Source organism: Poseidonibacter ostreae, assembly GCF_009208075.1.
In the GTDB taxonomy this organism is placed as follows: domain Bacteria; phylum Campylobacterota; class Campylobacteria; order Campylobacterales; family Arcobacteraceae; genus Poseidonibacter; species Poseidonibacter ostreae.
Genome location: NZ_WFKJ01000005.1, coordinates 51170 through 75187, shown reverse-complemented (window position 1 = coordinate 75187; position 24018 = coordinate 51170). Strand labels below are relative to the sequence as shown.

Annotated in this window: 28 protein-coding genes; 21 read left to right on the top strand and 7 right to left on the bottom strand. The window is 28.6% G+C overall.

Annotation, left to right across the window (positions count from 1 at the left end):
• Nucleotides 1–10 precede the first annotated feature (10 nt).
• Nucleotides 11–208 (top strand): 50S ribosomal protein L35, encoded by a 198-nt coding sequence (gene rpmI / locus GBG18_RS03045; RefSeq protein WP_121627594.1) that lies wholly within the window; start codon nucleotides 11–13, stop codon nucleotides 206–208.
• Nucleotides 209–314: 106 nt separating this feature from the next.
• Nucleotides 315–671, top strand: coding sequence for a 50S ribosomal protein L20 (gene rplT, locus GBG18_RS03040; RefSeq protein ID WP_152188281.1), 357 nt, complete (start codon nucleotides 315–317; stop codon nucleotides 669–671).
• A gap of 70 nt (nucleotides 672–741) precedes the next feature.
• Here the strand turns inward: rplT and GBG18_RS03035 are convergent, their stop codons facing one another.
• The 7 genes from GBG18_RS03035 to glmM all read right to left on the bottom strand — a co-directional run bounded on the left by GBG18_RS03035 (nucleotide 742) and on the right by glmM (nucleotide 7567).
• Nucleotides 742–1935, bottom strand: coding sequence for a rhodanese-like domain-containing protein (locus GBG18_RS03035; RefSeq protein ID WP_152188279.1), 1194 nt, complete (start codon nucleotides 1933–1935; stop codon nucleotides 742–744).
• Nucleotides 1936–2001: 66 nt separating this feature from the next.
• Nucleotides 2002–2226 carry a hypothetical protein gene (locus tag GBG18_RS03030; protein ID WP_152188277.1) on the bottom strand — a complete coding sequence of 75 codons (225 nt, stop codon included), beginning with the start codon at nucleotides 2224–2226 and terminating at the stop codon, nucleotides 2002–2004.
• Between the two features lie 18 nt (nucleotides 2227–2244).
• Nucleotides 2245–3714, bottom strand: a complete 1470-nt coding sequence (locus GBG18_RS03025; RefSeq protein WP_152188276.1) for an NAD(P)/FAD-dependent oxidoreductase — start codon at nucleotides 3712–3714, stop codon at nucleotides 2245–2247.
• A gap of 95 nt (nucleotides 3715–3809) precedes the next feature.
• Complete coding sequence (mobA, locus tag GBG18_RS03020; RefSeq protein ID WP_152188274.1) at nucleotides 3810–4412, bottom strand: molybdenum cofactor guanylyltransferase MobA; 603 nt, start codon at nucleotides 4410–4412, stop codon at nucleotides 3810–3812.
• Complete coding sequence (locus GBG18_RS03015; RefSeq protein WP_152188272.1) at nucleotides 4412–5692, bottom strand: 3-isopropylmalate dehydratase large subunit; 1281 nt, start codon at nucleotides 5690–5692, stop codon at nucleotides 4412–4414. Before GBG18_RS03015 ends, mobA begins: the two co-directional genes overlap by 1 nt.
• 70 nt (nucleotides 5693–5762) lie before the next feature.
• A complete protein-coding gene (gene lspA / locus GBG18_RS03010) occupies nucleotides 5763–6236 on the bottom strand; it encodes a signal peptidase II (protein ID WP_152188270.1) in 474 nt (157 codons plus the stop codon).
• The gene (gene glmM / locus GBG18_RS03005; protein ID WP_152188268.1) at nucleotides 6233–7567 is read right to left on the bottom strand and encodes a phosphoglucosamine mutase; all 1335 of its coding nucleotides are present in this window, start codon (nucleotides 7565–7567) and stop codon (nucleotides 6233–6235) included. Before glmM ends, lspA begins: the two co-directional genes overlap by 4 nt.
• A gap of 83 nt (nucleotides 7568–7650) precedes the next feature.
• Here glmM and rpsT point away from each other — a divergent pair, with 83 nt between their 5' ends.
• From rpsT to GBG18_RS02910, 19 genes are all read left to right on the top strand, one after another.
• Nucleotides 7651–7911 (top strand): 30S ribosomal protein S20, encoded by a 261-nt coding sequence (gene rpsT, locus GBG18_RS03000; protein WP_152188266.1) that lies wholly within the window; start codon nucleotides 7651–7653, stop codon nucleotides 7909–7911.
• Between the two features lie 15 nt (nucleotides 7912–7926).
• Nucleotides 7927–8994 carry a peptide chain release factor 1 gene (gene prfA, locus GBG18_RS02995; RefSeq protein WP_152188265.1) on the top strand — a complete coding sequence of 356 codons (1068 nt, stop codon included), beginning with the start codon at nucleotides 7927–7929 and terminating at the stop codon, nucleotides 8992–8994.
• A gap of 33 nt (nucleotides 8995–9027) precedes the next feature.
• Entirely contained in the window at nucleotides 9028–9213 is a 186-nt protein-coding gene (locus GBG18_RS02990) for a DUF1653 domain-containing protein (protein WP_152188263.1), read from the top strand.
• A gap of 75 nt (nucleotides 9214–9288) precedes the next feature.
• The gene (locus tag GBG18_RS02985) at nucleotides 9289–10344 is read left to right on the top strand and encodes a substrate-binding domain-containing protein (RefSeq protein ID WP_373279283.1); all 1056 of its coding nucleotides are present in this window, start codon (nucleotides 9289–9291) and stop codon (nucleotides 10342–10344) included.
• A gap of 81 nt (nucleotides 10345–10425) precedes the next feature.
• Nucleotides 10426–12141, top strand: a complete 1716-nt coding sequence (locus GBG18_RS02980; protein WP_152188259.1) for an EAL domain-containing protein — start codon at nucleotides 10426–10428, stop codon at nucleotides 12139–12141.
• 65 nt (nucleotides 12142–12206) lie between these two features.
• Nucleotides 12207–13136 (top strand): phosphate ABC transporter permease subunit PstC, encoded by a 930-nt coding sequence (pstC, locus tag GBG18_RS02975; protein ID WP_152188257.1) that lies wholly within the window; start codon nucleotides 12207–12209, stop codon nucleotides 13134–13136.
• Entirely contained in the window at nucleotides 13133–14317 is a 1185-nt protein-coding gene (pstA, locus tag GBG18_RS02970; RefSeq protein WP_152188255.1) for a phosphate ABC transporter permease PstA, read from the top strand. Before pstC ends, pstA begins: the two co-directional genes overlap by 4 nt.
• A 14-nt stretch (nucleotides 14318–14331) precedes the next feature.
• Complete coding sequence (gene pstB / locus GBG18_RS02965) at nucleotides 14332–15102, top strand: phosphate ABC transporter ATP-binding protein PstB (protein ID WP_152188253.1); 771 nt, start codon at nucleotides 14332–14334, stop codon at nucleotides 15100–15102.
• The gene (locus GBG18_RS02960; RefSeq protein WP_152188252.1) at nucleotides 15102–15770 is read left to right on the top strand and encodes a phosphate signaling complex PhoU family protein; all 669 of its coding nucleotides are present in this window, start codon (nucleotides 15102–15104) and stop codon (nucleotides 15768–15770) included. The genes pstB and GBG18_RS02960 overlap by 1 nt, the downstream gene beginning before the upstream one ends.
• 19 nt (nucleotides 15771–15789) lie before the next feature.
• Nucleotides 15790–16242, top strand: a complete 453-nt coding sequence (locus GBG18_RS02955) for a phosphate-starvation-inducible PsiE family protein (protein WP_152188250.1) — start codon at nucleotides 15790–15792, stop codon at nucleotides 16240–16242.
• Nucleotides 16232–16906 carry a response regulator transcription factor gene (locus GBG18_RS02950; protein ID WP_152188248.1) on the top strand — a complete coding sequence of 225 codons (675 nt, stop codon included), beginning with the start codon at nucleotides 16232–16234 and terminating at the stop codon, nucleotides 16904–16906. The genes GBG18_RS02955 and GBG18_RS02950 overlap by 11 nt, the downstream gene beginning before the upstream one ends.
• Nucleotides 16900–18276 carry a sensor histidine kinase gene (locus GBG18_RS02945; RefSeq protein ID WP_152188246.1) on the top strand — a complete coding sequence of 459 codons (1377 nt, stop codon included), beginning with the start codon at nucleotides 16900–16902 and terminating at the stop codon, nucleotides 18274–18276. Before GBG18_RS02950 ends, GBG18_RS02945 begins: the two co-directional genes overlap by 7 nt.
• Nucleotides 18277–18352: 76 nt before the next feature.
• On the top strand, nucleotides 18353–18772 hold the full coding sequence (gene rplM, locus GBG18_RS02940; RefSeq protein WP_152188245.1) for a 50S ribosomal protein L13: 420 nt from the start codon (nucleotides 18353–18355) through the stop codon (nucleotides 18770–18772).
• 5 nt (nucleotides 18773–18777) lie between these two features.
• On the top strand, nucleotides 18778–19167 hold the full coding sequence (rpsI, locus tag GBG18_RS02935) for a 30S ribosomal protein S9 (protein ID WP_152188243.1): 390 nt from the start codon (nucleotides 18778–18780) through the stop codon (nucleotides 19165–19167).
• Between the two features lie 116 nt (nucleotides 19168–19283).
• Nucleotides 19284–20783 (top strand): peptide-binding protein, encoded by a 1500-nt coding sequence (locus GBG18_RS02930; RefSeq protein WP_152188241.1) that lies wholly within the window; start codon nucleotides 19284–19286, stop codon nucleotides 20781–20783.
• A 25-nt stretch (nucleotides 20784–20808) separates the two neighbouring features.
• Nucleotides 20809–21462 carry an HAD family hydrolase gene (locus tag GBG18_RS02925; RefSeq protein WP_193311056.1) on the top strand — a complete coding sequence of 218 codons (654 nt, stop codon included), beginning with the start codon at nucleotides 20809–20811 and terminating at the stop codon, nucleotides 21460–21462.
• 323 nt (nucleotides 21463–21785) lie between these two features.
• Complete coding sequence (locus GBG18_RS02920) at nucleotides 21786–22349, top strand: pyruvate flavodoxin oxidoreductase subunit gamma (RefSeq protein ID WP_152188239.1); 564 nt, start codon at nucleotides 21786–21788, stop codon at nucleotides 22347–22349.
• A gap of 12 nt (nucleotides 22350–22361) precedes the next feature.
• On the top strand, nucleotides 22362–22775 hold the full coding sequence (locus GBG18_RS02915; protein ID WP_193311055.1) for a 4Fe-4S dicluster-binding protein: 414 nt from the start codon (nucleotides 22362–22364) through the stop codon (nucleotides 22773–22775).
• Between the two features lie 2 nt (nucleotides 22776–22777).
• A complete protein-coding gene (locus GBG18_RS02910; RefSeq protein WP_152188237.1) occupies nucleotides 22778–24016 on the top strand; it encodes a 2-oxoacid:ferredoxin oxidoreductase subunit alpha in 1239 nt (412 codons plus the stop codon).
• The last annotated feature ends 2 nt before the right edge of the window (nucleotides 24017–24018 follow it).

The window sequence follows — 24018 nt, the reverse complement described above, 5'->3', positions numbered from 1 at the left end:
GGATTTTTCAATGCCTAAGATGAAAACTAATAGTGGCGCTTTAAAGAGATTTAAAATAAAGAAAAATGGTTCTATTAAAAGAGGATCAGCTTTTAGAAGTCACATCTTAACTAAAATGTCTCAAAAGAGAAAAAGAAACCTTAGAGGACCACAAACTGTTGCAGCTGTGGATTCAACTAGAGTTAAAAGAATGTTAAACAAAGCGTAATCATTTATTTAAAATGATTTTTTAGTCCCTCCACAAATTGTGGAAAAGTTCAACAATTTTGTTGACACCTTATTATTTTTAAAATAATGGTAAAGAAAGGAAAGACATGCCTAGAGTTAAAACTGGTGTAGTTAGAAGAAGAAGACATAAGAAAGTATTAAAAGCAGCTAAAGGATTCTACAGTGGTAGAAGAAAACACTTTAGAAAAGCGAAAGAACAATTAGAACACTCATTAGTGTACGCATACAGAGATAGAAGACAGAAAAAAAGAGATATTAGAAAGCTTTGGATTGTAAGAATCAATGCTGCTTGTAGATTAAATGATATCAACTATTCTAGATTCATGAACGGATTAAAAATAGCTGGAATTACTTTAGATAGAAAAATCTTAGCTGATATGGCTATGAATGATTATACATCATTTGTATCATTAGTTAATTCTGCAAAAGATGCATTAAAATAATAAATTTGCAAAAAATAAAAAGGGGATTGATTAAGTTCAATCCCCTTTTTTTATGCCCTTAAAACTAGTCTTAATCTAAAGGCTCATTTACCTCAATTTTACACTCATTTGCAATACAATCAATATTAGCATCAAAATAGAATATTTCACTAACATCAATTTTTGCATCTTTTAATTTTGCCCAAGCTTCAATAGATCTTCCACCTGCGGTACAGTTAAATACAATTGTTTTATTTTTTGGAAGTTTTTTGTAAAACTCTTCTGCTTTAAAATTTGCTGCTTCTATATTCATAGCACCTTTTAAATGTCCACCTTTGAACTCATCTGCTGCAGTAACATCAACAATTTGTATAAAAGAAGGAACTTTATTTTCTAAAATAAGTTTTTTTAACCACTCTCCATCAACTGAGCCTTCATCTACACCTAGTTTTAATCCATTTTTACTAAATTCTAATTTCTTACTTTCTTTTTTTACTAAAGTTTTTTTATTCTGTGCAGTTGTTGGTAAATTTTCTTTCTTCCATGCTGGAAGTCCAGCCGCGTAAACAGAAACATTTTTATAACCTAAGGATATTAGTTTTTTTGCAACAATATGTGATTTCACACATTTAAAACCACCACAAAAAACAATGATTTTTTCTTCTTTATTAAAAGGAAATCTCCCTACTAATTTATCTAATTTAGTATCTGGAATTGAAATTGCACCAGGAACTGTTTCTTGTAAAAACTTTTTATATGGTCTTGCATCTACTATTAATGCAGAGTTGTTTTCATAAGCTGATTTTAATACAATTGAATCAACTTCTTTATAACTTTTTTTAATCCATTCAGGTTCACCTGCTGGATAAACTTTTACATTTGTAAAGCCTTTTTTAATAAGCATACCAGCTACTTTTGGACTTTTTGCACATTTATATCCACCACAATAAACAATTAGCTCCTTGTCTTTAGGAGTATCTTTTAATAAGGATACATATTCTTCAAACTTAGTATCAGGAATATTTATACTTGAAGGAATAGTACTTTTTTTGTACTTAGCTTCTGGTCTTGCATCAATTAAAATTGCTTTTGCAGTACTTCTTGTACCTTTTGCAATAATTGTATTTACATAGTTAAAATCTACACTAGTTAATTTATACTTATTAATTAATGACTGAACTTTTGGGCTTGGAACACTAAGAGTATTTTCACCTATATTTGCATACGAACTAGTTGCTAATAATCCTACTACAGCTAAACTTACTAAAAATTTACTTGTTTTCATTTTTCTCCCTTTTTAATATATATCTTCTATTATAATTATATAACTAAATAGATTTAAAAGAGAAGTTTATTGAGATTTTTTTCTGAAAAGTTTAATTACTAATCTTGGTACCCATAATAATAAGTAAATAATTAAAGAAAAGATTATTGGATGTAAAGCTCCTAATCCATAGGCTCCAGAAGTTGCTAATGCAGTTATTTGTTCAAGGGGATATTCTAAAAACTCTTTATAATGTACAGTAATAGTAAGTATAAATAAAATACTTACTATTATAAGAAACTCTTTTTTCATAAACATCTTAAGTAAAGACTATGCTTTACCAGATAACATTCCATATTGAGTCATTGGTTTAAGTAAATAAACTTTCATTAACCACCAAATATATCTCTCTTGTGTAGGGTCTAAAGGAAAAGAAGGTGTTGGTTTTTTAGTCCAATCAAACTCAGCTAACATTACTTTACCAATATCTGTAATTAATGGACATACAGTATATCCTGCATATTTTGCAGTTAATTCTTTACCTTCCATTGCAGAAATTAAATTATCAACTACTACTTTATATTGTTTTCTTACACTTCCTCCTGTTTTACCCATAGGAACAGCTGCAATATCACCTAATGAAAAGATATTTTTATATTTAACATGTTGTAATGTTTCTTTATTAACAGGAACCCAACCTTTTCCTGAACCAACAGCTGAGTTACCAATTTCATCTGGTGCTTTCATTGGTGGTGTAATATGCATAAAATCAAATGGCACTTCTACTTCTTGGTGTTTTGTAATCATAGAATACTCTTCTAAATCTTCATCATAAGGACCTTTTTCATCCCATCTTTTATCAAATATTGCTGTTTTATTTTGAATATCTACACCTGTTAAGTTATGATTATAATTCCACTTAAAACCTCTAGTTTCAAACTGTTTTAAAATTGCATCATGATATTCTTTAACTGAAAACATAGAACCACCATTTGGATAAAATGTTAATTCTGCATTATCACGAGCACCTGCTTCTGCTAGTCTAGAATGAGTTAAGTTCATAATTTTCTTAGGAGCTCCCCCACATTTAATAGAAGTATTTGGATGAGTGAAAATACCTTTTACTTTTTTACCATTTTTTGCACTTTCAATAAACTTTTGCATTTGCTTCCATGTTTCAACAGATGTATCAGTATTATAAATTGAAGTTATACCTGAATTACCAAAAGCTTTTAATATCTTTGAAGCATCACCCATTGTATAAGCATCCCCTACTTCTTCTAAACCTTTAATACTTCCAAAGTCTAAAGTAAGTCCTGCTGCAATTACTAAAAAGTCATATGAAATAGTTTCTCCTGAACCTATTACTATTTTATTTGCATCAGGATTGAATTCAACTGCTTTATCTTTTATCATTTTAACACCAGCGGGTAAAAAATCTTTAGTATCATACATAACATCAGCTTTTTCATATAAACCAGCACCTATTAATGTATTTCCAGGTTGATATGAAACTGATTTAGGATTAGGCTCAATAACAGTAATATCAGGGTCTGTTAAAGTACTAGCTAATCTAGCAGCTGTTGAAATACCTGCTAGTCCTCCTCCAATAATTAAGATTTTACCTTTTGCTTCACTAGCTTGAGCAGTTGTCGCAGCTTCTGCTTTTGTACTGTCACCCATTAAATATGCAGCTGATCCAAGTCCAGCTAATTTAAAAGCTTCTCTTCTTGAAATTCCTATTTTTTTTACTTCTGCATCAACTAATTCTAATGCTTCATCTAATTCATTTTTTGCCATATGATTTCCTTTTAGATTTTCAATTCTATATTTTGTTAATAGCATATCAAAAGAAAGTTAAGAAGAAACTAAGATAGAGCTTAAATTACTTAATATTAATTATTTGATTTACTTATAATATTTAAAGCTCTTTTATACTCATCTTTATTATTTAAATTGATAAATTCATCATCATTTGGGAAGTCCAAATATTTAGTATTGTTATTTTTAAGAAGATAGTTTACTTTATGTATGTCAGTTATTAACATTTCATTTATAAACTTTACTAAACTTGTAGAAAAAACACCACATAAATTATGAGTTTTTAAAGTTTGTGCTACACAAATTTCACTCTCATTTGAACTATTAATTAATTCATTTATAGAGTCAATTGAAACCAATGGAGTATCTACTGTGATTATAAATACTTTTTCAGCTTTTATTGTTTGTAAAATTGTTTGTAAAGCAACAATTGGAGAAAAAATTTCACCTTTATCAAGTATTAAATATTTTTCTTTATTTTTAAGGAAGTCAAATTTATCTATTTTTGATGATATATATACTTCTTCAAAATTGCTTTTTAGCTTATCATATTGATATTGAGTTAGTGAGTTTGAGTTTGAGAAAGGAAGAAGAGATTTATCTTCTCCCATTCTAGAACTTCTACCCCCGCATAAAATCACACAAGGGATTTTAGAAAGGATAACAGTTTTAGACATCAAAGACTTCTTGGGTCTGTAATATATCCAGAAATTGCAGATACTGCAGCAACAGCTGAGTTTGCTAAATAAATTTTAGATGATCTTGAACCCATTCTTCCAACAAAGTTTCTATTTGTTGTAGAAATACATACTTCATCATCACCTAAAATACCCATATATCCACCTAAACATGCACCACATGTAGGATTTGATACAACAGCCCCTGCATCAATTAATGTATCAATATATCCAGCTTTTGTTGCATCTCTTAAAATCTTTTGAGTACCAGGAGTTAAAATAAGTCTAACATGTCTTGCAACTCTTTTTCCATCTAAAATTTCTGCTGCTACTTTAAAATCAGATAATCTTCCATTTGTACAAGAACCAATAAATACTTGATCAACTCTAATTTCATCAACAACTGCTTGTGAAACTGGATGACCATTATCTGGTAAGAATGGATATGCAATTACTGGCTCTAAAGAAGCTACATCAATTTCAATAATTCTAGTATATGTTGCATCTTCATCAGAGTAATGAATCTTTGGTTCTGCTCTTAAACCATCATTTAACTCTGCTGTTTTCTTTAAAAACTCTTCTGTAACTTCATCATAAGCAAAAATACCATTTTTAGCACCTGCTTCAATTGCCATATTACAAATAGAGAATCTATCATCCATTGATAAATGAGGTACAGTATCTCCTGTAAATTCTAATGCTTGATATAAAGCTCCATCTACACCTAAGATTCTAATAACTTCAAGAATAATATCTTTTCCAGATACATACTCACCTGGTTTACCACTCATTACAACTTTAATTGATTCAGGAACTTTAAACCAGTTACCACCTGTAATCATCCCAAATGAAATATCAGTTGAACCCATACCAGTTGAAAATGCACCTAATCCGCCATGTGTACATGTATGTGAATCTGCACCAATAATTACATCACCTGGTAATACTAAACCTTTTTCAGGTAATAATGCATGTTCAATACCCATATCTTTTTCATCAAAGAAATATTTTAAATCATGCTTATAAGCAAAATCTCTTGAGATTTTTGCTTGATTTGCAGATGCAATATCTTTAGCAGGAATAAAGTGATCAAGAACAATTGCAAAACCTTCAGGATTTGCTAACTTTTCAAAACCACCATCTTCAAAGGCTTTAATAGAAATTGGAGTTGTAATATCATTTCCAATTACCATATCAATTGGACTTCTTACAATCTCTCCTGCATGTACTTCTTTTCCTACATGTTCACTAAAAATTTTTTCTGTTATTGTTTGACCCATATTAATCTCTTCCTAATAAATTTTCTTATATTTTCGCCATTATAGCTAATTTTAATTTAAGCTCCCAAATTTAGGACTTATTCTTTTTTTCTTTTCGCTCAGCTTGCCATTGTTTAATTTGCATAAATATGATAATTGCAACTGCACAGTTTATTATAATGTCTGCAAAATTGAAGATTGCAAACTCAAAACCATAGTGCCAATAAAGATAATCAACAACTCCACCATAAGTAAATCTATCTAAAATATTAGATAAACCACCTGCAAATAATAGAGTAATTGGTAAATAATACTCAGTAAATACTTCTTTATTTTTTAATAAATATATAAATCCAGCTATAACCATTGATAATTGAATATACTTTAAATATTCAGCAAGAAATGAAAACATTGAAAATGCTACACCATAATTATATGCTAACTGTAAAGACATATATGGACCATCAATATTTAAGTTAAAATGCGTAAATCCATATTTTAATACCTGGTCAATTATAAATAAAATTGTAAATATAATAATTGATAAAACTAATTTTTTTCTCATAAAGCTTTTTTGAAAAATGCCTTTAGTGTTTCCATACCATCTTCAACATCTTTTTTATTTTTACCTTCTAAAAGAAGTCTTATTTTATTTTCAGTTCCAGAGTATCTAATTAAATCTCTCATACCTTTTTCTCTTAAAGGTTTTACTAATTCTTCAAGACCTTCAATCTGATCTAAAGGAATTTTCTCCCCTACTTTCATATTATGTAAAATCTGAGGATATAATTCAAATGGATTTAATACTTCACTAGCTTTCTTACCAGATCTTAAAACTAATGCTAGTACTTGTAGTGCAGATGCTAATCCATCTCCTGTTTTTGCAACATCAGAGAAAATAACATGTCCACTTTGCTCGCCACCAAAGTTAATACCTTGTTCTTTCATAACTTCAAGAACATATTTGTCACCAACATTTGATCTATGTAATTTTATATTATCTTTACTCAAGTAATCTTCTAAAGCTTGATTAGACATAACAGTTGCAACACAACCTTTTCCTTGTAAAAGCTTTGCATCATTTAAATATTTACAAAGGGCACCAATTAATTTATCACCATCAACTACGTCACCTTTTTCATCTATTACAACTAATCTATCCGCATCACCATCAAGTGCAAGACCAATATCGGCTCTATATTCACGAACAAGCTTCCCTACTTCTTCAGGATGCATTGCTCCACAGTTTTCATTAATATTAAAACCATCTGGTTTATGATTAATTGTAATTACATCAGCACCTAATTCTTCTAAAATTGTAGGACCTACTTTATAAGCAGCTCCATTTGCACAATCAAGAACAATTCTTAGGCCATGAAGTGTTAAATCTTTAGGAAAAGAACTTTTAATTGAAACAATATATCTTCCAATAACATCATTAATTCTTTTTGCAGCACCAATATTTCTACCAGTTACTTGCTCATTAATCATTGATTCATTGTCATTGAAAATCTTTTCAATTCTTTTTTCACACTCGACACCAAGTTTATCACCATGATTATCGAAGAACTTAATTCCATTATCTTCATATGGATTATGTGAAGCAGAAATCATAATACCAGCATCACATCTCATACTCTCTGTTAGGTATGCAATTGCAGGTGTTGGCATTGGACCAATTTGTATTACATCATACCCAACAGCTGTAAGACCACTTACTAGTGCATTTTCAATCATATATCCACTTCTTCTAGTGTCTTTTCCAACAAGTATTCTTTTTGTTGTTGAATGTTTTCTAAAATAAATACCTGCAGCTTTTGCTAATTTTAATACAGTCATTGCATCTAAAAAAGTACCAGCTTCACCTCTAACGCCATCTGTTCCGAATAGTTTCATTAAATCTTCCTAAAATTAAACTTGTTTTAAGTTGCTTTGGGTAACATTCTACCCTTAAAAATTTTACAAAGAGGTTAAATAAAATGGCAAATCATAAATCTGCAGAAAAAAGAGCTAGACAAACAATCGTAAAGACTGAAAGAAATAGATTCTACAAAACAAGAATCAAAAACGTAACTAAGACAGTAATCGCTGCAATCGAAGCTGCTGACAAAGAAGCTGCAACAGCTGCAGTTAAAACAGCAAACAAATATTTACACCATTGTGTATCTAAAGGAATCCTTAAAAAAGGAACTGCTGCGAGAAAAGTATCTAGATTACAACTTGCAGTAAACGCTATATAATAGCATTTAGTACATATGCTACAAGATAAACTACAGCCTTTTATTAATAGATCTGAAGAGATTAACGAATTGTTAAGTTCTTCAGAAATAACTAGTGATATAAAGAGAATGACTGATCTTTCAAAAGAGCAGGCAAGTATCGCTCCTGTTGTTAATAAAGCTAAAGAGTACATTCAATTATTAGAAGATATAGAAGAGAATAAAATGCTTCTTGATGATGATGAATTGGGTGAACTTGCAAAAGAAGAGCTGAAAGACTTGGAGCCAAAAAAACCAGAATTAGAAGAAGACATTAAGTTTTTAATGATTCCTAAAGATCCTAATGATGATAAAAATATCTATTTAGAACTTAGAGCTGGTGCTGGTGGTGATGAAGCTGCAATATTTGTTGGTGACCTTTTTAGAGGTTACCTAAGATACGCAGAAAACAATGGTTGGAAAGTTGAAATCATGAGCACTAACGATAGTGAATCAGGTGGATACAAAGAAGTTGTAATTCTAATTAAAGGTGACCATGTATACTCAAAATTAAAATTTGAGGGTGGTACACATAGAGTTCAAAGAGTTCCAGCTACTGAATCACAAGGAAGAGTTCATACATCAGCAATTACAGTTGCAGTAATGCCTGAAGTTGATGATATTGAAATTGACATTGATCCAACAGATCTTAAAATTGATGTTATGAGAGCAAGTGGAAATGGTGGGCAATCTGTAAATACTACAGATTCTGCTGTAAGAATTACACATATTCCATCTGGACTTGTAGTAACAAATCAAGATCAAAAATCTCAACATAAGAATAAAGACAAGGCTATGAAAGTTTTAAAAGCTAGACTTTATGATTTAGAGATGCAAGAAAAAATGTCTAAAGAAGGTGCTGACAGAAAAGAACAAGTCGGTACTGGAGATAGAAGTGGAAGAATTAGAACTTATAATTATCCACAAAATAGAGTAAGCGATCATAGAATTAATTTAACTCTTTATCGTTTAGACTATATTATGAATGACGGTTTATTTGATGAAGTAATTGATCCTCTTATTACTGATCATCAATCTAAACTAATTGAGGCTAATGGATTATAAAATCCATTAGTTTTCTTTTACACTACAAAAACAATGCTACAATTAAATCAAACATATACTCACTATAAGAATAAAGAATCATATATCACAATAGATTTTTGTAAAATCCAAGAAAATGACATTTGGGTAAAAGCAGTAATTTACAAGCCAGCTGATTGCGAAGAATTATTTGTAAGAGAATATAAAGAGTTTGAAGAAAAGTTCATTTTAAAATCATAATTTTAAAAGTAACCAAATTGTAATCAACTCATATTAAAATTTCACCATATAAAATTTATGGAGAAAACAATGACAATCAAAAAAACATCAATCGCTTTATTAGCAAGTGCAGCTTTAACAGTAAGTTTAAGTGCAAGAGATCAAATTAAAATCGTTGGGTCATCAACTGTATACCCTTTTTCATCTTCAGTTGCTGAAGAATTAGGAGCAACTACTAAGTTTCCAACTCCTGTTGTTGAATCAACTGGTTCAGGTGGTGGTATGAAATTATTTTGTGCAGGTAATGAATTAAATACTCCTGATATTACAAATGCTTCAAGAAGAATGAAAGCAAAAGAATTTAAAATGTGTCAAGAAAATGGTGTTACAGATATTACTGAATCAGTAATTGGTTATGATGGTATTGCATTTGCACAATCTATTTCAAATGCTCCTTTTGATATTTCAAAAACAAATTTAGCTTTAGCAGTTGCTAAAGAAGTTCCATCAAAAGATGGTAAATCATTAATTGCAAATCCATATAAAAAATGGTCTGATATTGATGCATCATTACCAAATAGAGAAATTATTGTTTATGGACCACCTAAATCATCTGGTACTAGAGATGCATTTGAAGAGTTAGTAATGCAAAAAACTTTCAAAAAAATGCCTTTATATACAGATTTATACAAAGCTGATAAAAAAGCAAATAAAAAATATAAAAAATATTCAGTTGTAAGAACTGATGGTGTTTATGTTGAGTCTGGTGAAAATGATAACTTAATCGTTCAAAAATTAGATAAAAATAAAGCAGCATTTGGTGTTTTTGGATTCTCTTTCTTAGTTGAAAATGATGATAAAGTTCAAGGTGCAACAATTAATGGTGTTGAAGCAACTCCTGAAAATATTTCATCATCTAAATACCCAGTATCTAGATCATTATTCTTCTATGTTAAGAACTCTCACTCAAAAGATGTTCCAGCTATTAAAAACTATGTTGATTTATTCATGTCTGAAAAGATGATTGGAAAAGAAGGTATTTTAGGTGAAATTGGACTTATTGCTTTACCTGATACTGATAGAAATGCTATTAGAGCAAGTGTTACAAAAAGAGAAAAATTAACATTAGAAAAATTAACTGCTAAACACTAATCTTAAAATAAAAGAAGAATTCCCTCTCTTCTTTTATAACTACACTTCAATATAAAACTCATAAGTATTCTTTGGAGATTCATGACAAAAAACTGGTCAGAAATAATTGAAAAACTGGATTATGCTTTTCAACCCATTATCCATACACATACAGGAAAAATCTTTGCTGTTGAAGCACTCTTACGAAATACAGACAATATAAATGCTATTTTTGATTCTGCTTTTGATGAAGATATCTTATATGAAGTAGACTTATTATTAAGAGAAAAAGCAATAGAGAAGTTTTCCTTAATAAAAATAGAGAATCTTAAACTTTTTTATAATCTTGATAATAGGATTATTTATAGTAAAAACTTTTCATCAGGAAATACAAGAAAAATATTGAAAAAATTTAATCTTTGTAAAAATACTATCTGTTTTGAGCTAAGTGAAAAAGGTAGTCAAATAGAACAAAATGCTTTATCAACAATGATTCAAACATACAAAAAAAATGGTTATTGTATTGCAATTGATGATTTTGGTATTGGGGTATCAGGATTAAAACTTCTATATTTTAGTGAAGCAAATGTGATAAAACTAGATAGATTTTTTATAACAAATATTCAAAATGACTCAAAGAAAAAACTCTTCTGTTCATCAATAATTGAAATGGCTCATATTATGGGAATGAAAGTAGTTGCTGAAGGTGTTGAAGAAATAAATGAATATTATACATGTAAAGATATTGGTGTAGATTTTATTCAAGGATATTTAGTTCAAAAAGCAACTATTAATATAAAAGAAATCAAACCTATTTATAATAATATAGTTGAAATAATCCAAAATGATAAAAGATTAAATGATACACAATCAATTGATGACAAATATATTGACCTTATTCAAGCATTAAATATTAATACCTCATTACATGATTTATTCGTATATTTTAAAGATCATAGTAAAAATGCATTTGTTCCAATTGTTGATGATTTTCAAAATTTAATAGGTGTAATTTATGAAGTAGATATTAAAAAAATTTCATATTCAAAATATGGCTTATCTTTAGCAAAAAATAAAAACATCGCTTCAAATTTAAAAAAATATATAAAAGATGTTTTATCAGTGGAAATTTCATGGGGAATTGATAAAGCACTTGATATGTTTAATCATAACTCAAAAGACTATTCAGGAATATTTATTACTCAAAGTAATAAATATAAAGGTTTTATTGATTTAAATTCATTATTAACATTATCACATAAAAGAAATATTGAAATTGCTACCAATCAAAATCCTTTAACAAAACTGCCAGGAAATCAGCAAATAGAAAAATATATTCATAAAAGCTTTAAGAATAAAGATAAAGAAACAACTTATATGCTTTATTTTGATTTTAATGACTTTAAACCTTTTAATGATTATTATGGATTTAGACAAGGAGATAGAGCTATTATTATCTTTTCAGAACTTATTCAAAAGAAATATGACAATAATTCTTTTATTGCACATATTGGTGGTGATGATTTTTTTATTGGTATTAAAAATAAAACCTTTGAAGAAGTATTTTCCCTTGCAAATGAGACTTTAGTTGAATTTAAAGAATCTGTTAAGAACTTATATAGTCAAGTTGACAAGAAAAATGGTTTTTTAATTGCAGAAGATAGATTTAAAGTAAAAAGAAAATTTAAATTATTATCAACTTCTTGCGCATTTATTTCTATAAATAAAAAATCTAATGAAGCAAATTTTGACTTTACTTTATCCTTATTGAAAAAACATTCCAAAAAATATACTATGCCTCTATGTGCTACGATATAGACATGTAACCATTCTGTAACCAAGTTGATTTATAATCTTTTAAAATTAAAATAAAGGCAAAAGTATTGAGCACTTTTGAAACAAGAAATAAGAAGAGAGAATTAATAGAAAAATTAATTAAATCAGCTTTAATTATTGCATCTGTTATTTCAATATTAACAACATTTGGTATTCTTTTCTCAATTCTTTTTGAGGCAATAGAATTTTTTCAAATGAGAAGTTTTTGGTACTTTATCACTGGAATGGAATGGTCACCTGGTGTTGAGGGAAGTAAATTTGGTGCAGTTCCAATTTTTGCAGGAACTTTTGTAATTACGATAATAGCTCTTTGTGTTGCAATTCCAGTTGGATTAGGTAGTGCAATTTATATGAGTGAATATGCAAGTTCAACTACAAGAGATTATATAAAACCTATTTTAGAAGTATTAGCAGGAATTCCAACAGTTGTTTATGGATTCTTTGCAGCTATTACAGTTGCACCTTTAATTGTAAAAGCAGCAGATGCTGTTGGCTTAGAAGCTACGTTTAACTCTGCTTTAGCATCTGGTGTTGTTATGGGGATTATGATTATTCCAGTAATTTCTTCTTTATCAGATGATGTTATTAGGTCAGTTCCAGATTCTCAGAGAAAAGCAGCTTTAGGTCTTGGTCTTACACAAGGTGAAACAATTAGAGATATTGTTATTCCATCTGCACTTCCAGGAATTATTTCAGCATCACTGCTAGGACTTTCAAAAGCCTTAGGTGAAACAATGATTGTTGTAATGGCAGCAGGACTTCGACCAAACTTATCATGGAATCCATTAGAAGATATGACAACAGTAACTGTAACTATTGTAAATTCATTAGTTGGTGATTTTGAGTTTGATTCACCTGAAACACTTTCTGCATTTGCATTAGGATTAGTACTATTTGTTGTTACATTAATCCTAAATATAATTTCATTAAGTTTAATTAGAAAATTCAAAGAAAAATATAAAGTGAATACATTATGATTAAAAGAAAAAAGAAAAATAAACAAAACCCTTTTTATGATGCCTCTTTAGATAAAAGACATGCTAGTGCAAAAAGATTTAAAAGATTTACATTAACATCTTTAATCTTTTCAATCGCATTTTTAGCTTTCTTTTTAATTGATATTATTGGAAAAGGAACACCAGCATTTAAAGTTACATATTTACATGTAAATGTTACATATAATGAAAAAACAGTTGATGATTCAAGATTTGCTGTTGAAAAGAAATATAGAAAGATAATTTCAAGATCATGGCTAAGAGATTTACCAAATCAAGTAAGAGAAAATCCAAAACTTATGAATACAACTCAAACTATGTGGGTTTTAGCAGATGACCAAGTTGATCAATATTTAAAAGGTCACCACTATAAGTTAAAAAGAAAAGATAAAGCTTTAGTTGATGATATGAAAGCACAAGGAAGAATTGATACTAAGTTTAACTCAATATTCTTTTTAAATGGGGATTCAAAAATTCCTGAAAATGCAGGTTTATTTTCAGCTATGATTGGTTCAATATTAACACTAATAATTACAATGGCAGTTGCTTTTCCTTTAGGAGTATTAACTGCAATTTACCTAGAAGAGTTTGCAACTGATAATAAATTTACAAGATTTATTGAAGTTAATATTAATAATCTTGCAGCAATCCCATCTATTCTTTTTGGTTTATTAGGACTTGCTATTTTTATTAATCTTTTTGGAATGCCAAGGTCTTCACCACTTGTTGGTGGTTTAACATTAGCTTTAATGACTTTACCAATAATTATTGTAAGTTCAAGAGCAGCGCTAAGAGCAGTTCCAGATAGTATTAGACAAGCAGGATATGGATTAGGGTTAACAAAAATTCAAGTAACAAAAGATCATGTTTTACCTTTAGCATTTCCAGGAGTTTTAACTGGTTCAATTATTGGTTTAGCACAAGCAATGGGTGAGACTGCTCCACTTATTATTATAGGTATGATTGCATTTATTCCAGATGCTCCAGGAAGTGTTATGGATGCAGCAACTGTTATGCCAGCACAATTATTTACATGGGCAGGAATGCCGGAGAGAATGTATATAGAAAAAACAGCAGCAGGTATTATGGTATTACTTACTATATTAATATCACTTAATGCAATAGCAATTTATTTAAGAAAAAAATTCGAAGTTAAATGGTAGAAGGAAAGATTAAAATGGCAAAAGATAATAAAACAAAAGTAAAAGTAGAAAAGCTTAATCTTTGGTATGGAAGTAACCATGCACTACATGGAATAGATGTAGATATATATGAAAATAAAATAACAGCTTTAATTGGACCATCAGGATGTGGTAAGTCTACATTTCTAAGATGTTTAAATAGAATGAATGACTTAATACCTATTGTAAATATCGAAGGTTCTGTAGTTATTGATAAAAAAAATATTTATGATAAAGATGTAGATGAAGTAAGTGTTCGTAAAAAAATTGGTATGGTTTTTCAACAACCAAATCCTTTTCCAAAATCTATTTATGACAATGTTGCTTATGCACCTATTAAACATGGAATTGTATCAAAAGGAAAAGAGTGTGATGAGTTAGTAGAAAACTCTTTAAGAAAATCTGGACTTTGGGATGAAGTTAAAGATAAATTAAATGACCCAGGAACTTCACTTTCAGGTGGGCAACAACAAAGATTATGTATTGCTAGAACAATTGCAGTTAAGCCAGAAGTTATTTTAATGGATGAACCAACATCAGCACTTGATCCAATTTCTACAGAAAAAATTGAAGCTTTGATGTTAGAACTTAAGAAAGATTATACAATTATTACAGTTACTCACAATATGCAACAAGCTGCAAGAGTTGCTGATTATACTGCCTTTTTCCATCTTGGAAAGTTAATTGAATATGATGAAACAGAAACAATTTTTGTTAATCCATCAAATAAAAAAACAGAAGATTATATTACAGGGAGATTTGGATAATGTTAAAAACTTATAATGAAAAAAGAGAGAATATTAAAGAAGAAGTGTTATTTATTGGAAACAATGTAGTTGATGCTTTAGAGTCATCATTAAAAATATTAAAAAGTGATGATATTTCAGCCCTGAAAGAGATAGATTTATCAGTAAAAAAACTATCAAATAAATCTAATGAAATAGATAATTTAATAGTTACAACTTTAGCTTTATATTCGCCAGAAGCTAAAGACTTAAGAGAAATGGTTTCATATTTAAAAATTACAAATGAATTAATTAGAGCAGCTTCAAATGTAAAAGGTTTTATTAAAATATTTAGAAAAGCTTTTTCTGAAGATTTAAATACTAACACTATATTAGAGTTTACAATTCCTCTTCATAAATCTGCATTATTATCACTTCGTACAGCAATATCAATGCTTGATGAAGAAAATGATAGCCATACTGAAGAAAAATACCATAGAGTTATAGTTGAAGAGAGTAAAGCAGCTGATTTATATGCAATGGTTGAAAAAAATATCTTAAAACTAATTTCTAAAAACCTTGAATTATCAAAAGAGTATTTTGATACATTAAGTTCTTTAAGAAGATTAGAAAGAACAGCAGATAGAGCTTCATCTATTGCAAGTTTAGCGCTTTTTGCACATGTTGGTGGAGATATAATGCAATCATAGATTATGATATAATTACTTTATGAAAAATGCAATAAAAAAAATCCAAAACTATTTCAGTACAAATTTTGAGGTATTAATAGCAACAATTATTTTTATCTTAATATTTGCAGTAGGACTTCCTTTTCATAAAGCAATAATCTTAATGCTAGAGTTTATTGTTGTTATGGAAGTTGTAAAAATGATTTCTGATTTTATTAAAAAAGAGAAATTACGACTTAGATTCGTTATCGATATTTTTATTATCTTTTTAATTAGAGATGTAATTATTCTTTCAACTGATAAACATAGAGACTATTTTGATATCACTTTTCTTTTATTTACGATATTTATTTTCTTTATTTTTAGAATATTTGCAATTAAATTCTCACCTGGTGTTATTAAAATATCAAAAGATACAGTAATTGAGTATGAAGATGAGCGTCCAAATAAAAAAATTAATTCTGAGGAAAGTAGTAAAAACAATGACAAATAAACCTATTTTAATTGTTGAAGATGAAGAAGATATTTTAGAACTTCTTGAATATACATTACAAAAAGAGGGCTTTGAAACTATAGGTTTTTTAAATATTGATAAAAACCTAAAGCAGGTCTTAAAAGAAGAAGAGATTGGTTTAATTTTAATGGATAGAAACCTTCCTGGAAGTGAGGGAACTAGTTTTATTAACAAAATTAAACAAGAGGGATATAATATTCCTGTAATTTATGTAACAGCTAAAGATAAAGACGAAGACATTCTTGAGGGCTTTGATTCTCATGCTGATGATTATATAACTAAACCTTTTAACCTAAAAGAATTAACTGCACGTGTAAAAGCTGTAATTAAAAGAACAGCTAAAGTAGTTGATATCTTAAGAATTAAAGATATCACATATAAAGCTAGTAATAAGAAATTTTATATTGAAGAAAAAGAGATTGAATTAACGCATTTAGAACATGACTTATTTTTAGAGTTTATTAAAAATAAAGATATCTTAATGAGTAGAGAACATTTATTAGATGCTGTTTGGGGAGACTCATTAGAGAAAAAAGTAAAAACAGTAAATGTTGCTATAAAAAGATTAAAAGCAAAGATTGATCCTGAGGGAAAAAAAGATTATATAAAATCTGTAAGAGGTGAAGGTTATATATTTTGTTAAAAATTCACCAACTTTTTTTAAGAACATTTATTTTAATTTTTGTAGGAATTTTAATAACTCTAACAATAGTTACTTACTTTTGGTCAAAAAATATCTATATCAATCAAATTGAAAAAAATCTTGTACAAAATATTGATACATTCTCAATTGTATTAAAAGATTTAAAAAATATAGACAATATAATAAAAGATTTAAAAGCACAGATTAATCTTAGAATTACCGTGATTGATGAAAAGGGTAATGTAATAGCTGAGAGTGATGAAGATAAAAACCTAATGGAGAATCATTCCAATAGAGAAGAAGTACTTCAAGCAAAAGATTTCGGTATTGGAAAGATTGTTAGATTTTCAAATACGATAAATAAAGAACTTTTATATATCACTAAAAAAGTAAGCATTGATAAAAATATTTATTTTATAAGAATGGCAGATTATACAGATAAAATTACTGATAACTTTGTAAAACTTACTGCTCAGATATTTGCTTTTATTACATTTTTTTTAATTATTGGTTTTTTAACTACATACTTTATTAGTCTTAAAATAAAAAAAGAGACCGACTCTATTTTAAACTTTTTAACGCAATTATCAGATAAAAAACCTACTTATAAATTAAAATCAAGATATACACAAGAGTTTTATCAAATTACAAGATTATTAAATAAAGTAGCTTTAAAACTATCAAAAAAAGAGAAGCAAAAAGCAAAACAAACTGCAAAATTAAAGATTGCAAATAGACAAAAAGATGAAATTATTTCTGCCTTATCTCATGAGTTCAAAAATCCAATTGCAATAATTTCTGGATATAGTGAAACTATTATGAATGATGATGAAATGCCAGAAGTTATGAAACAAAAATTTTTAAATAAAATTCATTCTAATGCAAATAAAATGTCACAAATTATTGATAAGTTAAGACTTACATTAAAACTAGAAGAAGGAAAACAAGAATTACTTCTAATCCCTACTCCAATAAAAAGAATAGTTGAAGATATTATTCCTGATTTAAAAGAAAAATATAAAAATAGAGAGATTATAATTTCAGGAATTGATATAAATTTAAAAGTTGATGAAACATTAATTTCTATGGCAATATCAAACTTAATTGAAAATGCCTTAAAATACTCAGATGATGAAGTAATTGTAGAACTTACAGAAAATTCAATAATTATAAAAGATAGGGGTATAGGTTTAGAGAGTAAGGAGCTTGAAAAAATTAAACATAAGTTCTACAGAGTCTCAAATAACGGATGGAACAACTCTTTAGGTTTAGGCTTATTTATCGTTCAATCTATACTATCACTGCATAATTTCTCACTTGAAGTTACTTCAGAATTTAATCAAGGTTCGGAATTTACAATAAAGTATTAAATAATACTTAAATTAAGGTTTATTTAAGTATTACTACACTATTATTCCACCTCATTAATAAAAGCGGAGAAAATAAATGAAATTTACTCAAATGGCAAAAGCTAACGAAATCGAAAGAGATTGGATAGTAATCGACGCAACTGATAAAGTATTCGGAAGAATTATCACTGAAGTTGCAAGTATCTTAAGAGGGAAAACTAAACCTTATTACACACCTCATGTAGATTGTGGAGATTACGTTGTAATCATTAATGCTTCTAAAGCAAAGTTTTCTGGAACTAAATTAGAAACTAAAAACTATTACACACACTCAGGTTATTTTGGTAGTACAAAAACTCACAAAATGTCTGATATGTTTGAAAATAATCCAGAAAAATTATATAAACTTTCAACAAGAGGTATGTTACCAAAAACAACTCTTGGTAAAAACATGTTAAAAAAATTAAAAGTATATGCAGGTAGCGAACACCCTCATACTGCACAAATTAAAGGATAGGACTAATGGCAAAAGTTTACGCAACTGGAAGAAGAAAAACATCTATAGCTAAAGTATGGCTAGAAGTTGGTAATGGTCAACTAACAATCAATGGTCAGTCTTTAGACACATGGTTAGGTGGACACGAAGCGATTAAAAAAAGAGTAATGCAACCATTAGAAGTAGCTAAACAAGAAACTTCTGTAAATATTGTTGTTAAAACTCTAGGTGGAGGGTACTCTGCACAAGCTGATGCTGTTAGACATGGTATTTCTAGAGCTTTAGTTGCTTATGATGAGCAATTCAGAGCTATTTTAAAACCTTATGGTTTATTAACTAGAGATGCTAGATCAGTTGAAAGAAAGAAATACGGAAGAAGAAAAGCAAGAAAAAGCGGTCAATTCTCAAAAAGATAGATTCAATTTTTCAAAGATTTTATATCTTTGTATTTTCAAAAAGGGAACAACAAATGTTGTTCCCTTTTTTTATGCACTTTAAGTTATTAATATTCAAAAAAACTATACAATACCTAATGAAATTTATTACACTATTCCTAATTATTTTTACTTACATTCAAGCAAGTACATTAAACTTATCAATAAGTTCAAGTCCTAGTAGATTAAATCCAATTTTAGCAAATGATACGGCAAGTTCACAAATAGCCAATTGGCTTTTTAATGGTTTATTTAAATACGATAAAGATGGAAACCCTACAGAAGATTTAGCTCTTTCATATAGCTTTGAAACAAAGACAAAACTAATCATAAATTTAAGAAAAGATATAAAATGGCATGATGGAAAAGAGTTAACTTCTAAAGATGTAGTATTTACTTATAATACTATTTTAGATCCAAAAGTTTTTAATTCTATAAAATCTAACTATAAAGAAGTAGAATCCGTAAAAGCAATTGATGATTACACTATTGAGGTTATTTATAAAAAAGCTTATTTTAAAGCCTTAGAAATATGGATGGTTGGCATACTTCCTTATCATATATTAAAAGATGAAAAGAATTTGATGACAAGTTCTTTTAATAAAAATCCAATAGGAACAGGACCTTATAAATTAGAAAACTTTAAAGTTGGACAAAATATAAAATTAAAAGCTAATGAAAACTATTTTGAAGGTAAACCTAAAATTGATGAGTTATTGTATAAATTTATTCCAGATACAAATACATCTTTTTTATTTTTAAAACAAAAAAAACTTGATTTATCTAGTTTAACACCTCTTCAAATTGATAGACAAATTGATGATGAGTTTAAGAAATCATTCAAGATTATAGAAAGCCAAAGTTTTTCTTACTCATACGTTGGATTAAATTTAAAAAATGAAAAATTTAAAGATATAAGAATTAGAAAAGCATTATCCTTAGCAATTGACCGTCAAGAACTTGTTGACATTCTATTTTTTGGACATGGAGAAGTATGTAATGGACCATTTTTACCAGGAAGTTTTGCCTATGATGAAAAGACAAAACCTATCATTCCAAATATTCAAAAAGCAAAAAAACTTTTAAAAGAGTTAGGTTATGATGAAAATAATCCATTTAGTTTTGAGATAGTTACAAATACGGGAAATGATACAAGAATAAACGCAGCACAAATATTACAATACCAACTATCAAAAGCTGGTATACAAATGAAAATAAGAGTAATGGAGTGGCAGGCTTATTTAAATACAGTTGTTCATCCAAGAAATTATGAAGCAATACTTCTTGGATGGTCTTTATCATTAATGCCTGATGCTTATCCTTTATGGCATTCAAGTTCAGATAAAACAGGAAGATTTAACTTAGTTGGATATTCTAATAAAGAAGTAGATAAGTTAATTGAAAAAGGTTCAACTACAATAAATAGAGATGAATTAAGTAAGATATATAAAAGTATATTTAAAAAAATTACAGACGATATTCCATATTTATTTTTATATATACCAAACTCAATAACAGTTGTTAATGATGAAATAAAAAATATCGAACCTGCATTTACAGGAATTACTCACAATCAAAAAGATTGGATAAAACCTTAAAACTTAAAATATAAAAAGGAAAGCTTTGAAAGAAAATATAATATTATTTGATTTAGATGGAACACTAATAGACTCAACAGATGCAATTGTATCTACATTTATACACTCATTTGAAGAAATGAATTTTGATTTTAAAGGAAATGAAGAAGATATAAAATCTTTTATTGGTTATCCTTTAGATATTATGTATGCAAATTTAGGAATACAAGAAGATAGAGTTTGGGATTTTGTGGCTTCGTATAAAAATAGATATAGAAAAATATCAACACAAAAAACAACACTACTTCCTGAAGCTTTAGAAGCAGTACAATTAGCAGCAAAGATTGGACGAGTTTCAGTTGTTACTACAAAAACACGGCTTTATACTATGCCTTTATTAGAACATTTTAAATTAAGTGAACATTTTGAAATAGTTACAGGAAGAGAAAATGTAGAAAATCCAAAACCACACCCTGAGCCAATATTAGTTACACTAGAACAGATGAACTATAATGAAAACACTCATAATGTATGGATGATAGGAGATACAAAACTTGATTTAATTGCTGCAAATGATGCAAATATAAATTCAATTGCAGTACTTTGTGGTTATGGGAAAAAAGAAGAGTTAAAGAAATACACTCCAAATATTACAGATAATGCACTAAGTGCTATAAAATATATACAATTACTTTCTTAAAATTTTATTAAAATAAAATATTAATTAAATAAAAATATTTATTTTTAATAATAAAATATCTATTTTTTTAAAACTATTATATATCAAAAATAATAGTTTTAAAACTATATAATCAACAATACTAAAGCTTTATAACTTTTATTTATTTATAAAAACACTATTTCTCTAGCATATTTTTATCAAATTTACAATATATTGGTGTATAAAAAAGTAACACCTACTAAATTTATAGTAAAAAATATAGTAGAATATAAGTTAAAAATATGTATAATGTTTCAGACTAATTAAAAAATTTAAGTCAAAATTAATTTTAAGGAGCCTCTATGTTAGAAATTAGATGGCATAGCCGTGCAGGTCAAGGTGCAGTAACTGGTGCTAAAGGACTTGCTTCTGTTGTTGCTGAAACTGGAAAACAAGTGCAAGCATTCGCTTTTTATGGTTCAGCTAAAAGAGGTGCGTCAATGACTGCCTACAATAGAATTGATGATGAAGTAATTTTAAACCATGAAAAATACATGGAACCTGATTTTGTATTTATACTAGATCCAGGATTAACTTATACTGATGATATTACAGCTAATGGTACAGATAAAACTAAATATATTATTACAACACACCTTAGCAAAGAAGAAGTAATTGCAAAAGTACCAAAACTTCAAGGTATTGAAGATAGAGTATTTGTATTAGATTGTTTCCAAATTTCAAGAGAAACTATTGGAAAAGCAATTCCAAATACACCTATGCTTGGTGCATTTATGAAAGTAAGTGGAATGTTCGAATTAGAGTATTTCAAAGAAGCGATGAAAGGTGTATTAAAAAAATTACCTCAGAATCTTATTGATGCAAATATGATTGCAATCCAACGAGCTTATGATGAAGTTCATTAAAGGATAATAAATATGTCAAATAAACCAATTAATGAAATGGGATGGGATGAGCTAGTACCTGGTGCTGCTTTATATACATTCCAAGGAGATATAGATTATAACATTGCTGAAATGCAACCTGAAGATAGATTATATTCAGAAACAAGTTCAAAAGCAATGTCAGTAGGAGACTGGAGAGTTATAAAGCCAGTTTGGAATTCTGAGACATGTATTGACTGTCAAAACTGCTGGATATTCTGTCCAGATACTTCAATTATTGCAAGAAATAAAGAGATGAAAGGTGTTGATTACGAACACTGTAAGGGATGTGGATTATGTGTAAGTGTATGTCCTACTAATCCAAAATCTTTATTAATGTTTGAAGAGTATGAAACAGTTGAAGATGCACTAGGTAAATGGCCTGAGAAAAAAAAGAAGGGTGAATAAATATGAATAGCAAAGAAATGAATTTAAAAGGTGTTGAAGTTTGGGATGGAAACATGGCAAATTCACAAGCTTTCAGACAAGCTGATGTTGATGTTGTTGCTGCATACCCTATTACACCATCTACTGCTACAGTAGAAAACTATGCAATGTTCCATGCAAATGGATATGTTGATGGTGAAGTTATGATGACTGAATCTGAGCATGCTGCTATGAGTGCATGTATTGGAGCTGGTGCTGCTGGTGGTAGAGTTGCAACTGCAACTTCTTCACAAGGTTTAGCACTTATGATTGAAACTTTATATCAAGCATCTGGAATGAGAATTCCTGTAGTTTTATGTCTTGTAAATAGAGCCTTAGCAGCACCACTTAATGTAAATGGTGACCACTCAGATTTATATTTAACAAGAGATGCAGGATGGGTTTCAATTGATGCATTCTCACCTCAAGAAGCTTATGATATGACTTTAATGTCATTTAAAATCTCAGAACATCCAGCAGTTAGACTTCCTGTTATTTCTAATCAAGATGGATTTATGACTTCACATACAGCTCAAAATGTTATTCCTTTAAAAGATGAAGTAGCTTCAAAATTTGTTGGAGATTACTTACAAGTTAACGCTTTATTAAATTTTGATAAGCCAGTAACACATGGTGTACAAACTGAACAAGATTGGCACTTTGAACATAAAGCGAAACAACATGCTGCTTTAATGGGTTCTAAAAAAGTTATTGAAGATACTTTTGCTGAATTTAAAGAGTTAACAGGAAGAGAATATAAAGTAGTTGAGACTTATGGTATGGAAGATGCTGATATTGCAATTGTATGTTTAGGTTCAACTTTTGAAACTGCAAAACTTGCAATTGATCAAATCAAAAAAGAAGAAGGTATAAATGTAGGTGTTGTAGCACCAAGACTATTTAGACCTTTCCCACTTGAAGAGTTATCAGCTACATTACAAAATGTTAAAGCAATTGCTTGTATGGATAGATCTGCACCTGGGGGAACTGTTGGAGCTTTATATAATGAAGTATCAGGAGCTTTAATTAACTCACAAAACAGACCATTAGTTACAAACTTAATTTATGGATTAGGTGGTAGAGATATGACTATTGCAGGATTAAAAGATATCTTTAGAACACTAAATAAAGATGCACAAGATGGAAAAATTAATGGCAAAATTCAAACACTAATTGGTGTTAGAGGACCTGCACTTAGTTTCTATGATGTGGAGGAGAAATAACA

Coding starts and splice junctions, on each gene's coding strand:
- rpmI (WP_121627594.1), top strand. CDS start 11: ATGCCTAAGATGAAAACTAATAGTGGCGCTTTAAAGAGATTTAAAATA.
- rplT (WP_152188281.1), top strand. CDS start 315: ATGCCTAGAGTTAAAACTGGTGTAGTTAGAAGAAGAAGACATAAGAAA.
- GBG18_RS03035 (WP_152188279.1), bottom strand. CDS start 1,935: ATGAAAACAAGTAAATTTTTAGTAAGTTTAGCTGTAGTAGGATTATTA.
- GBG18_RS03030 (WP_152188277.1), bottom strand. CDS start 2,226: ATGAAAAAAGAGTTTCTTATAATAGTAAGTATTTTATTTATACTTACT.
- GBG18_RS03025 (WP_152188276.1), bottom strand. CDS start 3,714: ATGGCAAAAAATGAATTAGATGAAGCATTAGAATTAGTTGATGCAGAA.
- mobA (WP_152188274.1), bottom strand. CDS start 4,412: ATGTCTAAAACTGTTATCCTTTCTAAAATCCCTTGTGTGATTTTATGC.
- GBG18_RS03015 (WP_152188272.1), bottom strand. CDS start 5,692: ATGGGTCAAACAATAACAGAAAAAATTTTTAGTGAACATGTAGGAAAA.
- lspA (WP_152188270.1), bottom strand. CDS start 6,236: ATGAGAAAAAAATTAGTTTTATCAATTATTATATTTACAATTTTATTT.
- glmM (WP_152188268.1), bottom strand. CDS start 7,567: ATGAAACTATTCGGAACAGATGGCGTTAGAGGTGAAGCTGGTACTTTT.
- rpsT (WP_152188266.1), top strand. CDS start 7,651: ATGGCAAATCATAAATCTGCAGAAAAAAGAGCTAGACAAACAATCGTA.
- prfA (WP_152188265.1), top strand. CDS start 7,927: ATGCTACAAGATAAACTACAGCCTTTTATTAATAGATCTGAAGAGATT.
- GBG18_RS02990 (WP_152188263.1), top strand. CDS start 9,028: ATGCTACAATTAAATCAAACATATACTCACTATAAGAATAAAGAATCA.
- GBG18_RS02980 (WP_152188259.1), top strand. CDS start 10,426: ATGACAAAAAACTGGTCAGAAATAATTGAAAAACTGGATTATGCTTTT.
- pstA (WP_152188255.1), top strand. CDS start 13,133: ATGATTAAAAGAAAAAAGAAAAATAAACAAAACCCTTTTTATGATGCC.
- pstB (WP_152188253.1), top strand. CDS start 14,332: ATGGCAAAAGATAATAAAACAAAAGTAAAAGTAGAAAAGCTTAATCTT.
- GBG18_RS02960 (WP_152188252.1), top strand. CDS start 15,102: ATGTTAAAAACTTATAATGAAAAAAGAGAGAATATTAAAGAAGAAGTG.
- GBG18_RS02955 (WP_152188250.1), top strand. CDS start 15,790: ATGAAAAATGCAATAAAAAAAATCCAAAACTATTTCAGTACAAATTTT.
- GBG18_RS02950 (WP_152188248.1), top strand. CDS start 16,232: ATGACAAATAAACCTATTTTAATTGTTGAAGATGAAGAAGATATTTTA.
- rplM (WP_152188245.1), top strand. CDS start 18,353: ATGAAATTTACTCAAATGGCAAAAGCTAACGAAATCGAAAGAGATTGG.
- rpsI (WP_152188243.1), top strand. CDS start 18,778: ATGGCAAAAGTTTACGCAACTGGAAGAAGAAAAACATCTATAGCTAAA.
- GBG18_RS02930 (WP_152188241.1), top strand. CDS start 19,284: ATGAAATTTATTACACTATTCCTAATTATTTTTACTTACATTCAAGCA.
- GBG18_RS02920 (WP_152188239.1), top strand. CDS start 21,786: ATGTTAGAAATTAGATGGCATAGCCGTGCAGGTCAAGGTGCAGTAACT.
- GBG18_RS02915 (WP_193311055.1), top strand. CDS start 22,362: ATGTCAAATAAACCAATTAATGAAATGGGATGGGATGAGCTAGTACCT.
- GBG18_RS02910 (WP_152188237.1), top strand. CDS start 22,778: ATGAATAGCAAAGAAATGAATTTAAAAGGTGTTGAAGTTTGGGATGGA.